At 42.6% G+C, this 15,217-nt stretch carries 11 protein-coding genes and 1 pseudogene; 5 read left to right on the forward strand and 7 right to left on the reverse strand.

The features are described 5' to 3' along the window. Positions 1–63 precede the first annotated feature (63 nt). The 3 genes from tnpA to NQ503_RS01310 all read left to right on the forward strand — a co-directional run bounded on the left by tnpA (position 64) and on the right by NQ503_RS01310 (position 3,653). Entirely contained in the window at positions 64–492 is a 429-nt protein-coding gene (gene tnpA / locus NQ503_RS01300; RefSeq protein ID WP_117739776.1) for an IS200/IS605 family transposase, read from the forward strand. Between the two features lie 99 nt (positions 493–591). Further along, positions 592–1,920, forward strand: coding sequence for a transposase (locus NQ503_RS01305; protein WP_173904661.1), 1,329 nt, complete (start codon positions 592–594; stop codon positions 1,918–1,920). A gap of 239 nt (positions 1,921–2,159) precedes the next feature. Further along, positions 2,160–3,653: a hypothetical protein gene (locus NQ503_RS01310; protein ID WP_005425557.1), complete on the forward strand. Its 1,494-nt coding sequence runs from the start codon at positions 2,160–2,162 to the stop codon at positions 3,651–3,653. A 139-nt stretch (positions 3,654–3,792) separates the two neighbouring features. Here the strand turns inward: NQ503_RS01310 and pyk are convergent, their stop codons facing one another. From pyk to NQ503_RS01335, 5 genes are all read right to left on the reverse strand, one after another. Further along, the gene (pyk, locus tag NQ503_RS01315) at positions 3,793–5,217 is read right to left on the reverse strand and encodes a pyruvate kinase (RefSeq protein ID WP_005425558.1); all 1,425 of its coding nucleotides are present in this window, start codon (positions 5,215–5,217) and stop codon (positions 3,793–3,795) included. A 419-nt stretch (positions 5,218–5,636) separates the two neighbouring features. Beyond that, positions 5,637–6,932 carry a chloride channel protein gene (locus NQ503_RS01320; RefSeq protein WP_005425560.1) on the reverse strand — a complete coding sequence of 432 codons (1,296 nt, stop codon included), beginning with the start codon at positions 6,930–6,932 and terminating at the stop codon, positions 5,637–5,639. Positions 6,933–6,941: 9 nt separating this feature from the next. Then, on the reverse strand, positions 6,942–9,497 hold the full coding sequence (locus NQ503_RS01325; RefSeq protein ID WP_044925776.1) for a heavy metal translocating P-type ATPase: 2,556 nt from the start codon (positions 9,495–9,497) through the stop codon (positions 6,942–6,944). An 11-nt stretch (positions 9,498–9,508) separates the two neighbouring features. After that, entirely contained in the window at positions 9,509–9,919 is a 411-nt protein-coding gene (locus tag NQ503_RS01330; RefSeq protein ID WP_005425562.1) for a metal-sensing transcriptional repressor, read from the reverse strand. 184 nt (positions 9,920–10,103) lie between these two features. Further along, positions 10,104–11,432: an MATE family efflux transporter gene (locus tag NQ503_RS01335; protein WP_005425563.1), complete on the reverse strand. Its 1,329-nt coding sequence runs from the start codon at positions 11,430–11,432 to the stop codon at positions 10,104–10,106. A gap of 573 nt (positions 11,433–12,005) precedes the next feature. Here NQ503_RS01335 and NQ503_RS01340 point away from each other — a divergent pair. Both NQ503_RS01340 and NQ503_RS01345 read left to right on the forward strand, forming a co-directional pair. Further along, a complete protein-coding gene (locus NQ503_RS01340) occupies positions 12,006–12,911 on the forward strand; it encodes an AEC family transporter (protein ID WP_005425565.1) in 906 nt (301 codons plus the stop codon). 101 nt (positions 12,912–13,012) lie between these two features. Then, positions 13,013–13,228: a hypothetical protein gene (locus NQ503_RS01345; protein ID WP_005425576.1), complete on the forward strand. Its 216-nt coding sequence runs from the start codon at positions 13,013–13,015 to the stop codon at positions 13,226–13,228. 82 nt (positions 13,229–13,310) lie between these two features. Here NQ503_RS01345 and NQ503_RS01350 read toward each other — a convergent pair. After that, a pseudogene (locus tag NQ503_RS01350) lies at positions 13,311–13,508 on the reverse strand (IS256 family transposase); the annotation flags it as partial. Positions 13,509–13,595: 87 nt separating this feature from the next. After that, positions 13,596–15,014: an ATP-binding protein gene (locus tag NQ503_RS01355; protein WP_005425982.1), complete on the reverse strand. Its 1,419-nt coding sequence runs from the start codon at positions 15,012–15,014 to the stop codon at positions 13,596–13,598. Between the last annotated feature and the right edge of the window lie 203 nt (positions 15,015–15,217).

Raw genomic sequence — 15,217 nt, forward strand, 5'->3', positions numbered from 1 at the left:
TCTTTTTGAAAATAAGCAGAACAAATGTTTGTAAATTCTATTTACATATGGTATAATAAAAAAATGGATAAAAATATGTTTAATATCAATAACAATGAACTTTCATATGGTAGAGGATATGTGTATTCCCTGCAGTATCATCTGGTATGGTGTACAAAATATCGGAAAAAGGTTTTAAAAGATGGTATTGATGCAGAATGCAAGAAAATGCTCTATGATCTTGCAGAAGAATACAAATTTCAGATTCTGGCAATGGAGGTTATGCCGGATCATATCCATCTTCTTGTAGACTGCAGACCACAGTTTTATATCTCGGATATGATCAAGATCATGAAGGGGAACATTGCCAGGCAGATGTTTCTTGCGCATCCGGAACTGAAGAAGGAACTTTTGGGAGGGCATCTGTGGAATCCATCTTATTGTGCAGTAACGGTGAGTGACAGGAGCAGGGAACAGGTATGTTCTTATATCGAAGGGCAAAAAGAAAAATAGTAATCAAAGCCCCATTTTTTATATTTGTAGATGGATAATTCCTTACTGGCTGTAAGGGATATTAACCATAATTATATTGTAATAGAAAGAGGAAAAAAGATGAGGACAGTATCCAGTTATGGCGTAGAACTGCGAAAACAGAATATCCCGATCCGCCAGACACTGGATATTTATCGTTCTGCGGTCAGCTGTCTGATTGAGATCTATGCCCAGGCATGGGATGAACTGGAAGCAATCACGGAACCTAAAAAACGTTTCAATACTGCAGAACATCTGGTGCATACCACCAAAAAGATCCAGGCAAGGTTTGATTTTGACCTGCGATTTCCAAAGATGCCTTCTTATCTCAGAAGGGCAGCTATCCAGCATGCCCTGGGAAGTGTATCCTCATATAAGACGAGGCTGGAACTGTGGAATAAAATGGATCAGAAAGGCGGCACGCCGAAGCTGGTGTGTGGTAATCATGCCATGCCGGTATTTTACCGTGATGTGATGTACCGTGAAGATACTGAGGAAAAAGATGGAGCGTGCCTGAAACTTTATGACGGCCATGACTGGAAATGGTTCCGGGTCAGTCTCAGCCATACAGATATGGAATATCTGAGAAAATACTGGGCGGGAAAAAGAGCAGCAGCTCCCGTGCTGGAAAAAAGGCATCGTAAATACTTCCTGCGTTTTTCTTATATAGAAGAGGTGCCGCTTACAAAGGCACCTGTAAAAGAACAGATCATCTGCAGTGTGGATTTAGGGATCAATACGGATGCAGTCTGTACCATTATGCGGTCAGATGGAACTGTCCTGGGAAGAAAATTTATTGATTTTCCCAGTGAAAAAGACCGGATGTACCGTGTGTTGGGACGGATACGCAGGTTCCAGCGGGAACATGGTTCTGTACAGGTGAAAAGCAGATGGGCTTATGCGAAGCGTCTTAACACAGAACTTGGAAGAAAGATCGCAGGAGCAGTTACAGGATATGCGGAAGAAAACCACGCGGATGTGATCGTGTTTGAGTATCTGGAAACAAAAGGAAAGATATCCGGAAGAAAGAAACAGAAGCTGCATCTGTGGAGAAAAAGGGATATCCAGATAAGATGTGAACATCAGGCGCATCGCAGAGGGATGCGGATTTCCAGGATCTGTGCATGGAATACCAGCAGGCTTGCCTGTGATGGGTCGGGAACAGTTGTCCGTGATCCAGGTAATCACAGTTTATGTACATTCCAGAATGGAAAAAGATATAACTGTGATCTTTCGGCGTCCTATAATATTGGAGCAAGATATTTTATACGGGAACTCTTAAAACCCCTTCCGGCAACGGAAAGGTCTTTGCTGGAGGCAAAAGTCCCTTCAGTAAAGCGTAGGATCTCATGTGTATATGCAGACTTAAGAGAACTATTTTCAGAAATGGAACTCTTAAGAGCAGCATAAACACAGGCAGATATACAGCGGATTACCTGCAGTGTGGGAACCTGTCATATCTGGCATGGAAAAAGCGCATGATTGTGCATATCCTAAGCTACAGGCGTATCCGCCGATATTTAGTCTTGTCGCTTAAAGCGACCGAGGAGCATGTGACTTTAGTCATGTGAGATCCACAAAGCATAGAATCAATGATAAGATAAATCTGTTTTATTGACTCCATATTTTGTACAAAGGAGAGAATGTGTATGAGAAAGAAAAGTAAAAGTGCAGCGATACTGGCCGTGATCATGGCGATGACCCTGGCAGGAAGTTCTGCGGTATATGCTGAGGAGAATCCTTCTGCGAAAACAACTGAAACGGATGATAATGAAAAGGAAGACACAAGGGCAGCAGAGAATGAATCTGCTCCATGCAATGAAGGTGAGCATGAGCTTATAGAAAGTAAAGTCGTTCTGCCAACCTGTACAGAAAGAGGTTATACGATCTACAAGTGTAAAGTGGATGGCTGTACCTACGAAGAAAAGAGAGATGAGACAGCTGCGCTTGGTCATGAACTGAAAGAAGTTTCCATGCAGGAGGCGACAGCAGATAAACCAGGTGTGATCACATATAAATGTCAGAGACAGGGATGCGATTATACAGAACTGGCGGAGATACCGGTCAAAAATACAAATACTGTTGATGGCAAAACAGACGATGCAGATACAAAGACAGATGAGACGCCGGGAACAGATGCCGACAGCAAATCAGAAGATGGCAAAACAGATGCTTCTGAAGAAGATAAGAATTCTAATACAGAAAATGCTTCCGTAGATAAAGACAGTACTTCCGGAAAAACAGATCCTGCTGATTCAGACACTTCTGCCGATAGTAAAAATGAAGATGCAGAGGAAGACCTGCCAGATGAAGATATCGATGAAGAATATGCTTCTTTTGCATCTTCCACTTCGACTGATATTGTGACGGAGTATGATCCGGAAACTGCAGTTGGTACGATTTGTGTTGCAAAGAAAGATTCGGATGATCCGACGGAAACAGAGGAAGTTACCGGTATGACAGTTCCAGCGGGAACGACAGAAATCAAGAAAGATGCCGATGGAAACATCACGGATCTGGCAGTTTCTACAGCTATTGATGAGGTTAAAAACGGATTTTCTCTGACAAGTGAGAATAAGAAACTTCATTCGATTTCTATTAGTGATAAGAAAAATCCGAAAGATCATTGGATCACGCTGAGTGCCAAAGAATCTGCCACTGAGCTGGGAATCCGTCTCCGCAATGGAAATAATAAAATTATTATAACACTTACGGAAAATGAGAAACCATTGAATATCATCAAGGTTTCTGACACAGAGAAAGATGTGATTTTGACGACTTCCACCGATGGAACCTGTGTGATCAATAAGGCGGTTCAGAATATTTCGGTGGATAAAGATGGGAAATATTCAGATAAGAAAACTCTGGGCAGAAAGAACCAGATCATTCTGAATGATGTAAATGGAAGTGCTCCATATCTGGAACTTGAGTATGTGAAAGACGAGGTTGCAACGACATCTGCATCTGAAAAAGACGAAGATGCTGCAAGAAATTTGGAAACTAAAAATACCAAAGCAGGAGATTCTGAATCCAAAGGTGCTGAAGCGGAGAAACAGAAAGATCCGGATGAAGAATTATACTGGATTCAGCCATATGGGGAGGAAAACCAGGAACCGATCGTAATCACAGTTTATAAGAAATAAAAGTGTTTTTATAACAGATATGTCTGGATTTTTTATGTGAGTAAAAAACAGGTCATTATCGTCCGAAACAGGAGATAATGACCTTGTTTATTTTTGTATACAATTTTACAGGATAGTCAATCCGGACGTGGTAAGCAGATTAATACTTACCAACAACGGTTGCTTTGAGCAGATTTGTGTTGCCAGGATGTCCAAGAGGAACACCAACTGTAAGAACAACGATATCTCCTTCTTTGACATAACCTTTTTCTTCAGCTGCTTCTGTAGCGTGAAGAAGAAGAATCTCCATGCTGTATTCCTCTTTGGTCAGGAGTGGTGTTACACCCCAGATCAGGTTCATCTGACGCCAGGTACGCTCATCCGGAGTACATGCAATAATCTGGCATCCCGGACGATATTTGGAAACCATGCGTGCAGTATTTCCGGAACGGGTAACTGCGATGATCGCTTTTGCGTTCAGGTCGATCGCAGTCATGCAGGTAGCATGGGAAATAGCGGTAGTTACATTTGTAGCATGATCTTTTGAAGAAGTGCTGAACTGTTTATTGTAGTCAACATCGGCTTCTGTACGAACTGCAATTTTAACCATTGTCTTAAGTGCTTCAATTGGGTATTTACCGGCAGCAGTCTCACCGGAAAGCATGATTGCACTTGTTCCCTGATAGATTGCGTTGGCAACGTCAGTAGTCTCTGCACGTGTTGGACGTGGATTCTTGATCATGGAATCCAACATCTGAGTAGCTGTGATAACCTGTTTGCCGGCATTGTATACCTTTGCAATGATATCCTTCTGGATAACCGGTACGTCTTCGAGAGGAATTTCAACACCCATATCACCACGGGCGATCATGATACCATCTGCAGCTTCAATGATGCTGTCGATGTTGTCAACACCCTGCTGGTTCTCGATCTTTGCGATGATCTTGATGTCATGTCCGCCGTTTTTCTCAAGGATATCACGGATTTCTTTGACATCGGCAGCAGTTCTGGTAAAGGAAGCTGCAATAAAATCATAGCCTTCTTTAATACCAAACAGGATATCATCGTGATCTTTTGGGCTGATAAACGGCATGTTTACTTCTACACCAGGGAGGTTGACGCCCTTCTTATTGCCGAGAACACCACCGTTTACGACTTTACAGATGATGTTCTGACCTTTGATCTTCTTGACTTCAAGACCGATCAGACCATCATCGATCAGAATACTGTTGCCTGGTTTGACATCTTTATATAAATCTTTATAGGTAACAGAAACGATTTTTTCGTTTCCTACGATTTCTTCTGTAGTTAAGGTAAATTCTTGACCTTCCTTCAGTGTGACCTTTCCATTTTCAAATTCGCGGATACGAATTTCAGGGCCTTTTGTATCGAGAAGCGCAGCTACCGGTTTATTGAGTCTTGTACGAATTTCTTTTAACTTATCAATACGGCCTTTTTGTTCATCATGTAAACCATGAGAGAAGTTAAAACGTGCTACGTTCATTCCTTCTTTAACGAGTTCTTCCAGAACACCGTCCTTATCAGTAGACGGACCAAGGGTACAGATAATTTTTGTTTTGCGCATTCAAATTCCTCCTACTTTTCCTAAAAAATACACCTTTATTCTAACACATTATTTTCAATGCACAAGTAAAGTTTTTGATAAAATACACGTTAAATTTCTAACATTTTTTACGTTATTGTGAGAAAAATATATGGGAATCGAAAGTAAAATAAAAGAAAAATTCCGATGCCTGAAACTATTTATCTCAGTCGAGAAGACTCCCACATCTTCAGGTGGTGAGTAATAGCAAATTTGTCTCAGTGGGAGTCCAATCTCCGACTGAGATAAACGCTCCGCGAGGATGCGCAGTGATTCTGATAGGAATATGTCAGCTTCGCTAACCAGAATCACGCGCCAAGTCTCACGGACGTTCGACTTGAATTAAAAAGTAGTAGACATCGGAATATGTAAAAATTTAATTTCGCGAGAATCGCTGTAATTCAGAAACGAGTATGACGATTGATGTACTTAGCTTTATATTTGGAGTATACGATCGTCTGATCCTTGTACAGACCATAGTAACCGGATACGGCATAACTGATAGATACAGCAATTAGGTAATAGGACGCACCACGGAAGCCAAACAGCTCAAATGCGATCAGGATGGAAGTGATCGGGCAGTTGGTAACGCCACAGAAAAGGGCTGCCATTCCGGCGGCTGCACAGATGGATGGGGAAAGGCCGATCAGGTGTCCCATGATACATCCGAATGTTGCTCCGATGCAGAAGGAAGGAACAATCTCACCGCCACGGAAACCGGCGCGCATGGTCAGGGCAGTGAGTACGAGCTTCCAGAAAAAGTCCAGCGGGCGAGCCTGACCATTCTCGACAGCAAGCTCGATCAGGTTATTTCCGGCACCCATATAATCAGAGGTGCGCAAAAAGAGTGTGATCACAATAATGATGGCACTGGCTGCGACGATACGGATATATGGATTTTTTAAAAATTTCGCATAAAGTTTGCTGACACCCTGAAGTGCCATACAGAAAATAATACTGATGGCAGCACAGGCAATGGCAACAAGAACCATCTTGAGTCCTGTTTCGATGGTAAGTTCCGGGATATTGACTACATGAAAAGATTCCGGATTGATGCCAAAGCCGGCCGCAAACTTTGAGGCAATAATGGATGCGATCACACATGGAACCAGTGCGGCATAATACATAATGCCAACGCTCACGACCTCCATAGAAAAGACTGCCGCTGCCATCGGTGTTCCGAAAACTGCGGAGAAAGCAGCACTCATACCGCACATGACCATGACATGACGGTCTTCTTCATCGAGGTGAAACCAGCTTCCAAGCTGATTGCCGATGCTTCCGCCGAGCTGAATTGCAGCACCTTCACGACCGGCAGATCCACCGGCAAAGTGAGTCAGGATCGTAGAAACGAAAATCAGCGGAGCAGAACGAAAAGGCACATCATCCTGAGAACGGATCGTTGATAAAACCTGATTGGTTCCGCCATCTTCCTGACCGAATTTCTGATACAGAAAAACAATGATCAGACCGGAAACAGGAAGCAAGAAGAATACCCAGAAATGCTCTGTACGATAGTTGGTTACGAATTTCAGTACTCTGGCAAAAAGGCTGCTGATGAAGCCTACGCTCAGTCCGGTCAGTACTGCCAGAACCAGCCATTTAATAAGATTGGTCATATCATATCGAATGTGATCGATATAATAGTGCAGGTTATGGATTTCTTCTGGTTTTTTTTTATCCTGTGTGTTGTTCATAGCTTCCTTTTATTCCTGTGTAATTCCGGTTACTTCGTATCCGGCATCTTTGATCGTCTGACGGATCTTGTCCTCATCAACCTTTTCCGGTGCTGTGAAAATGGTTGTGTTATTTTCGTGAGAAGATACAACGTCTTCAACACCGAATGCTTTCTTAATAGCTTCGTTTACATGTGCTTCGCAATGTCCGCACATCATTCCCTCAACATTAACTGTAACTTTTACCATAGTTTTTTGCTCCTTTTCTTTTTTATTATAATCATTTTTTACTTCAATGGAAGTAGCTTGGTTAATTTTTTTGTCCTTTTTTGTGTTGTGGATCTTAAACAGGTTCAGACGAAGGGCATTGGTGACAACGCAGAAGCTGGAAAGACTCATTGCGGCGGCACCGAACATCGGATTCAATGTCCATCCGAAAATCGGGATCCATACACCGGCGGCCAGTGGAATGCCGATTACATTGTAGAAAAATGCCCAGAAAAGATTTTCGTGGATATTTTTCAGGGTTGCACGGCTGAGACGTACTGCAGCAGGAACATCGCTTAAACGACTCTTCATCAGAACGACATCAGCGGCATCGATCGCGATATCAGTTCCGGCACCGATCGCGATTCCGATATCTGCGCGGGTAAGTGCAGGGGCATCGTTGATTCCGTCACCGACCATGGCGACTTTGCCCTGTTCTCTGAGTGAACGGATCACACTTTCTTTGCCATCCGGGAGAACACCTGCGATGACATCATCAACACCGGCCTGTGCACCGATCGCTCTTGCGGTGCGTTCATTATCACCAGTCAGCATGACAACACGGATTCCCATATTCTGGAGTTCTTTGACCGCCTGTGGGCTGTCTTCTTTGATAACATCGGCAACAGCGATAATGCCGACCAGTTTACCATTCCGGGCAAAAAGCAGGGGCGTTTTTCCTTCTTCTGCAAGTTTTTCTGCCTTCTGGGAAAGGGTGGCAGGAACGTTTACCTGGCTGCTGATGAATTTCATGCTTCCACCGATCAGAGTTTCCTGTTCGAGCACTGCAGAGAGTCCGTTTCCGGGAAGAGCATGGAAATCAGTAACCTCCGGCGCTGTAAGATGTTGTTCTTCAGCATGTTTAAGAATCGCTTTCGCGAGCGGATGTTCACTTTTTTTCTCCAGGGCAAATGCCATGGTGAGGAGTTCCTGTTCGGAGATCCCGTCTGCAGGGAGCAGATCAGTAACTTCCGGCTGGCCGCTGGTGATCGTACCGGTCTTGTCCAGGGCAACAATCTGAACCTTGCCGGCCTCTTCAAGAGAAACGGCAGTTTTGAACAGGATACCATTTCTGGCTCCCATTCCGTTGCCGACCATGATCGCTACCGGAGTGGCAAGTCCGAGAGCACATGGACAACTGATAACGAGAACGGAGATACCGCGGGCAAGAGCATAGCCAAATTCATGTCCGGTCAGAAGCCAGATGATCGTGGTAACGATTGCAATCGTAATAACTGCCGGAACAAAAATACCGGAAACACGGTCTGCGATCTTGGCGATCGGAGCTTTGGTAGCGGCAGCATCACTTACCATTTTGATGATCTGGGAGAGAGTGGTGTCTTCGCCGACACGGGTTGCTTCGCATTTGATAAATCCGGACTGGTTGACGGTTGCGGCGGAAACAAGATCTCCGGCTGCTTTGTCAACAGGGATGCTTTCGCCGGTAAGGGCAGATTCATTGACGGCGCTGGTTCCTTCAATGATCACACCATCGACCGGGATATTTTCACCAGGACGTACGACAAAGATATCACCCTTGTGAACCTGTTCGATCGGAACGGTTACTTCCTGATCGCTTCTAAGAACAATGGCGGTTTTCGGGGCAAGTTTCATGAGGCTCTTAAGAGCATCGGTCGTTTTTCCCTTGGAACGTGCTTCGAGCATTTTTCCAACAGTGATCAGCGTCAGGATCATTGCGGCAGACTCGAAATAAAATTCCATCATGTAGTTCATAACGGCAGCGGAATCACCGTCTACCTGTGCTCTTGTCATGGCAAAAAGTGCGTAGACACTCCATATAAATGAGGCCATGGAGCCGAGTGCAACCAGTGTGTCCATATTGGGGGCACGGTGCCACAGACTCTTAAATCCGCTGATGAAGAATTTCTGGTTGATGACCATGACGATTCCGGCAAGCAGAAGCTGGACAAGTCCCATAGCAACGTGGTTATTGTTAAAAAATGCCGGGAGTGGCCAGTTCCACATCATGTGTCCCATGGAGAAGTACATCAGAACGAGTAAAAATCCGATGGAAGCGATCAGGCGGCGTTTGAGAACCGGTGTCTCGTGATCTTCCAGGGCTTCCTCGGCTTCAGACATGGAAACCTGTTCTTTATTTGCACCCTTGAGTGATGCGCCGTAACCTGCCTGCTCTACGGCAGTGATGATGTCATGAGAGGATGCGGTTCCTTCAACTCCCATAGAATTTGTCAGAAGGCTGACCGAGCAGGATGTAACTCCCGGCACTTTGGATACGGCCTTCTCCACACGGGAACTGCAGGCAGCGCAGCTCATCCCGGTGACGTTGTATTGTTCCATTGTATTACCTCCTATTTCATTAGCTTCTGCAGAGTTGCAACCAGCTCATCGATGGTTTCATCTTTACCTTCGCGGATATCACGAGCCACACAGGTACGGATATGATTCGCGAGAAGTTCTTTGTTAAAAGAATTGACGGCGGCATTAACGGCGGCTGACTGAATGAGGATATCGTTGCAGTAAGCATCGTTTTCCAACATTCCTATGATTCCCCGGATCTGCCCTTCGATACGTTTCAGACGGTTGATGAGTTTCTTGCGGTCAGCTTCTGAACGGTCGGTGTGCCTGGTACAGCAGCAGGCAGGAGCGGATGGGGTGGCATTATCATTGCTGCAACAAGATTTTTCCTGAGTAGCTGCTTGTTCCTTTATAATTTCTTCTGTCTTTGTAGAGGAACTGGCATTAAAGTTATTATGATCCATAAGCAAACTTCCTTTCGTTCGAGATTTATTATATCAGATGTGAGATGACTCCACCTCGCAGCAAGAATGCCGATGGCATTCCTGAATCGCATACCCTACAGGGGTATGTTCACTATACTTGTAATATATACCCCATGAGGGTATGCGTCAAGGGAAAATATAAAAAAAGAGGGATATCAGGGAATTATACCCCGATAACCCTCTTGCTGATAAGCAAGGATACCCCGGCGGTCAGCGCTTCCGCAATCCAGAAAGCGTTCCATACACCAATGGCTCCGAAGAAATGACTCAGGACAAATGCTGCCGGAAGGATAATGACCAGGTACCTGCAGAGAGAGACGATCAATGAGGCAGTTCCTCTGCCAAGTCCCTCCAGTGCACCACATGCTGTGACGGATACAGAAGAGATCAGGAAACCTGCACAGATGATTCGGAGTGCTGTTTTGCCTGCGGCAATTGTCTGAGGATTTGTGGTAAACATGCCGATCAGCTGTCCCGGAATTGTCAGGCAGATGATTGTTCCGATCAACATGATCACACCACTCATGCCAAGTGTGACGAAGTAGATTTTTTTTACACGTTTATGTTCACCGGCACCATAGTTGTATCCGATGACCGGGCGCATGCCCTGTACAATCCCGCTTGCCGGAAGATACAGGAAAGTCTGCAGTTTGTAGTAAATTCCCAGAATCACCACATAACTCTGGGAATAGGCTGCCAGAAGTCCATTCAGTGCAGAAACCAGGACAGAAGGAAGTGCAAGATTCAGTGCTCCCGGGATACCGACAGAGTATAATCTTGCTGCCAGAGCCATGTCCGGATGGAGATGTCTGCGGCTGAGTTTTACCTGGATTGGCTGCATTTTGTAAATGATCAGATAGAAAACAAGATTGAATACCTGACCAAGTCCGGTTGCCAGTGCAGCGCCTTCAATACCCAGTGTCGGGAACGGACCAAGGCCAAAGATCAGCAGCGGATCAAGAATGATATTGGAAACACAGCCGACCAGAAGCCCGATCATCGTAATCTTCATTTTGCCAACGCCCTGGAAGATCTTTTCGTAGGCAAGGTTAAGCGTATTTATCGTTGCAAACAGAAAAACAATTGTAGAATAACGGATTCCAAGGTCAATGACATCTGTATCACCAGTAAAAAGTGCCAGAAATCCAGGCATCACAAGGATACAACCGATTGTCAGAATTACACCATGCAGACCGGACAATGCAAGCCCGTGTGTGGCTGCTTTGCTGGCAGTCTCTCTGTTTCCGGCACCAAGACAGATGGCAATCTGTGAACTGATACCAATTCCAAAACCAATCGCAATCGCATTGGCGAAGTTTTGGACAGGAAAAACAAGCGACAGCGCGGTCATGGCATTTTCACTGATTTGTGCGACAAAGAAACTGTCCACGATATTGTACAGAGAATTTACGAGCATCGAAATGACCATTGGCAGGGCCATGGACATGATCAGCGGAAAGACCGGCTTTTCTTTCATAAATGTGTCGTTCATAGAAACTCCTTTCAAATAAAAACATCTGCAAGTGCCGGTATTTCTGAAAAATCTGTATCGGCGGAGCAGACATAAAAAAACGCCGCACAACTACCACAATGGGTAATTGTGTGGCGAAAAATGGTCGGACCAGAAAAATCCACACTATGTTTTGGAAATTAAAATTGTTGTAAACATGAAAAAAACAGAATCGTTGTTTACAGACACAGATTGTAGCATATAAATAAGAAGAACGTCAATAAGAAGATTGTACAAAAAGGAGATATCCGACCTCATTTGGATGGTCAGGTATTTCCTTCCGTCAAATCTCCAGATCACGGATCTTCTGATTCGTCCATGGATTTCGCTGCTGGAGGGTGATCTCTTTTGAAACGTATGGGTGGAGTAATGTATTAAATATAAACGGAATCGTTCGCAGATTATTGTATACAACTCTGTACAACTGGCCTTCTTGCGGGGATTTCAACAATGTGCTACACTAAAGTATGATTTGAAATGATGAGGATGAAAATGAATTAAGAAGAAAGGAAGCAGGTGTTTCAAAGGAAGGAAACATGCGGAAAGTAGAATATTATGAAAACACTTCTTACATTACAGCTCACGATCTTTCTCCTCGTAGCTGTAGGATTTTTGATGAAAAAAATACATATCATCGGACCACAGGGGCAAAAAAACATCAATGACCTTGTTATTTATCTGATCCTGCCGTGCAACATTCTTCATGCGTTTACGCAGAGTGCAGCAGATGGAAATTTTATAAAATATCTGGAAATCCTTCTTATATCTATAGGTATTCAGGTATTCTGTGTGATTTATGGAAAAGTGATGTTCCGAAAAGAACCGGAAGGACGATATAAATGTCTTCAGTATGGAACCATCTGTTCGAATGCGGGATTTCTTGGAAATCCGATCGCAGAGGGAATTTATGGTGCAGAAGGTCTGGTGCTTGCCAGTGTTTATCTGATTCCACAGAGAATCATGATGTGGTCCTCCGGGTTGGCTGTTTTTTCCGGAAGCAGTGATAAGATGAAAACACTGAAAAAAGTCGTAACCCATCCGTGTATTCTGGCATGCGTTCTCGGAATTATTCTGATGGTTACAGGACTTCCACTGCCTCCTGGACTTGACGACGCAGTAACTGCAGTCGGAAACTGCAACACCGCAATGTCTATGATGGTCATTGGCATGATCCTGGCTGACATTGATCTCAAAGATTTCTGGGACTGGACAGTTGTAAAATATACTGTACACAGACTGGTCGTTATTCCGGCGGTCGTTTATATTGTATGTAGTTTTCTGCCATTGAATAAAACAGTTCTTGGTCTTTGTGTGCTTCTGGCAGCGATGCCGGCGGGTGCGACAACCAGTATCCTCGCAGAGAAATATCAGGTCGATTCTCCGTTTGCAACGAAGATGGTTATTTTTTCCACGCTGCTGTCATTGCCGACGATCTGTCTGTGGAGTATCTTTTTGCAGTAAGGTGGAATTTGTAATAATACATAGAGTTCTATATATGGATATGCTAAAATAGAACAAAAGGGAGAGGCAGGTGGAAACCTTAAGCCTGAAAAATATGCTGGATGAAATATTTGCAGGGTTACTTTCATTTACAGAAGATGCCGGAGCCGATTGTGCCAGTGTTCAATGAGATATTTGGAACAAATTATCCACTTGATGTTCCGTTGGAACAGCTACGAAATGAACACCAGACGCTGAATGGTGAAAAAATTACTGATTCATACTTCAGAATTGGAAAAAAAGGTTATCATTTCGAATGCCAGAGTACAGGTGACTAGAAAATGGTGATCCGAATGGTGGAGTATGATTTTGCAATCAGCATTGAAAACGTGAAAAAAGAAAATTAATAAAAGTGAAACAGCGATAATCATATTTGGAATATCCCAGTTCTTCATCCAGTTCCTGATCAAGGGCGCCTTCCAAAATGATAGACATCATATCCCGCATAATGGAATTAACATCTGTTCCATCTTTTACTTTTACATTGTTTTCTTTCAGGTAGTTTCCCATGAGTTCTCTAAGCGCTGCTTTTTGTGGTGAATTCTTTTTTCTTGCCATAAAATAAACCTCCAAACTGAGTAATTCTATCTTACATCAGTTTGAAGGTTTACACAAACTTTGGGATACTCCCCCTGCATCAATTGTTCACCTATAAAGTGAATCTAATGTAAGCAGCAAAACATCTTCATCAGATAATGAGTTGAACCAATCTGTATATCCTGATAGAGAAAAGAAAATATATTTTGAAATTTTGTATTTATTGGATATAAGAGTTCCTCTTCTGACCAAGGTTTCATAAATACCCTTGTCAATTTTTTCGTTTTTGAACTTACATTCGCCAATAACTGCTTTTTTATCTATATCAGATAAGGCAACGATATCTATATCGGCAGATTGTGCTCGTATATAACCGTTTTTATCTGTAATATTTTCTACACCCCACCAGGTTCCGACTGAAGTAACGAAACAACCATATGCACCGGTTATTCCCTGATTCAGAGTATAGTATCGGCACATTTCTTCAAATACAGAACCCATAAATGAATGTAAGAATGGTTTGACAGCTTTTTGATAATAAAGTGCACCTTGTCCCATTTCAATTACACTGGTTGCTTTTGGGATAAATTCGTACCAGAATTTGAACATATAATCTTTTAGAACATATTGAGTTTTCTTTTTGTTTTTTTCCTCTGTGATACATTTCTTTTTTTCAATTAACCCAACACTGATTAATTTTTCTAATGAGTATAAGACAGTTGGCTCTTTCTCGTTAATTTTTCCGGAAATGGTATTAAGTGTATTTACTCCGGAGGCAATCTGTTCCACAATATTATTTACGAGTGATATATCAGAAAATTCCTGTGTCAGTAAGTTTCTGGTTTCATCATATAAATAACCATCTGTCCTGAAAAATAATCTTATAATGTTCTCGTCAATGTTTTTTTTCGGATCGATCATGGAAAGATATTTTGCAACACCGCCAGTAATGCCATAGCAGATTGCTTTATCTTCGTTTGAATAGTTAGGAACAAATTTGGCTGAATCTAAATAATTAAATGATTCTAATTTTATCTGTGAATCACGTCTTCCAAATAAAGGACTTTTTTCACTGAGCACTTTATTTTCCATAAAGCTTAATGCTGAACCACATAAAATTATTTTCAGATTTTTGTCATTCCAAATCGTATCTATATATTTCTGCAGAATAGATAAAAGAGAGTCATCTTTTTCAGCCCAGTATGGCAATTCATCTATTACAAGTACTATCTTATCATTAGCTATATTTTTATCAATAAAATCAAAAACAGCTTCTATACTGTTAAAACTGATGTTTTCAATTCCGGGCATGAATAAATCTAACACTTGTTTGGAAAATAGCTCCAGATTTCTGGCTTTTCCGATTTTTGTTGCCGTATAAAATACAGTTTTTTTATCTTTGACGAATTCGGTAATAAGAGTAGACTTTCCAATACGTCTTCGCCCATAGATAACGGTCATGCCAATGCCGTCTTTGGCATAAAATTCTTCTAACGATGCCAGCTCTTGTTCTCTTCCTACAAACATATGAATAGCCCTCCTTTTATTTAAAATAGTTTTATTAAAATTTATTTTATTAAAATTGATTTGAATAAAAATAAGATAGCACATACTATTATATATTACAAGTAGTTTTTGCAGTTTTATTATTGAAAATCCATTTGGCGAAGGGAGAATGCAGGAGAACGTGAGACATTTACAAAAGATTTGACAGATAGTGTATAATAAGA

Origin of the sequence: Blautia obeum ATCC 29174, assembly GCF_025147765.1 — a bacterium.
Lineage (GTDB): Bacteria > Bacillota > Clostridia > Lachnospirales > Lachnospiraceae > Blautia_A > Blautia_A obeum.

Bases quoted from the DNA above. Each gene is read 5' to 3' on its own strand.
- NQ503_RS01325 (WP_044925776.1), bottom strand. From the start codon at position 9,497: ATGGAACAATACAACGTCACCGGGATGAGCTGCGCTGCCTGCAGTTCC.
- NQ503_RS01345 (WP_005425576.1), top strand. From the start codon at position 13,013: ATGAAATATTTGCAGGGTTACTTTCATTTACAGAAGATGCCGGAGCCG.
- tnpA (WP_117739776.1), top strand. From the start codon at position 64: ATGGATAAAAATATGTTTAATATCAATAACAATGAACTTTCATATGGT.
- NQ503_RS01330 (WP_005425562.1), bottom strand. From the start codon at position 9,919: ATGGATCATAATAACTTTAATGCCAGTTCCTCTACAAAGACAGAAGAA.
- NQ503_RS01340 (WP_005425565.1), top strand. From the start codon at position 12,006: ATGAAAACACTTCTTACATTACAGCTCACGATCTTTCTCCTCGTAGCT.
- NQ503_RS01310 (WP_005425557.1), top strand. From the start codon at position 2,160: ATGAGAAAGAAAAGTAAAAGTGCAGCGATACTGGCCGTGATCATGGCG.
- NQ503_RS01320 (WP_005425560.1), bottom strand. From the start codon at position 6,932: ATGAACAACACACAGGATAAAAAAAAACCAGAAGAAATCCATAACCTG.
- pyk (WP_005425558.1), bottom strand. From the start codon at position 5,217: ATGCGCAAAACAAAAATTATCTGTACCCTTGGTCCGTCTACTGATAAG.
- NQ503_RS01335 (WP_005425563.1), bottom strand. From the start codon at position 11,432: ATGAACGACACATTTATGAAAGAAAAGCCGGTCTTTCCGCTGATCATG.
- NQ503_RS01305 (WP_173904661.1), top strand. From the start codon at position 592: ATGAGGACAGTATCCAGTTATGGCGTAGAACTGCGAAAACAGAATATC.
- NQ503_RS01355 (WP_005425982.1), bottom strand. From the start codon at position 15,014: ATGTTTGTAGGAAGAGAACAAGAGCTGGCATCGTTAGAAGAATTTTAT.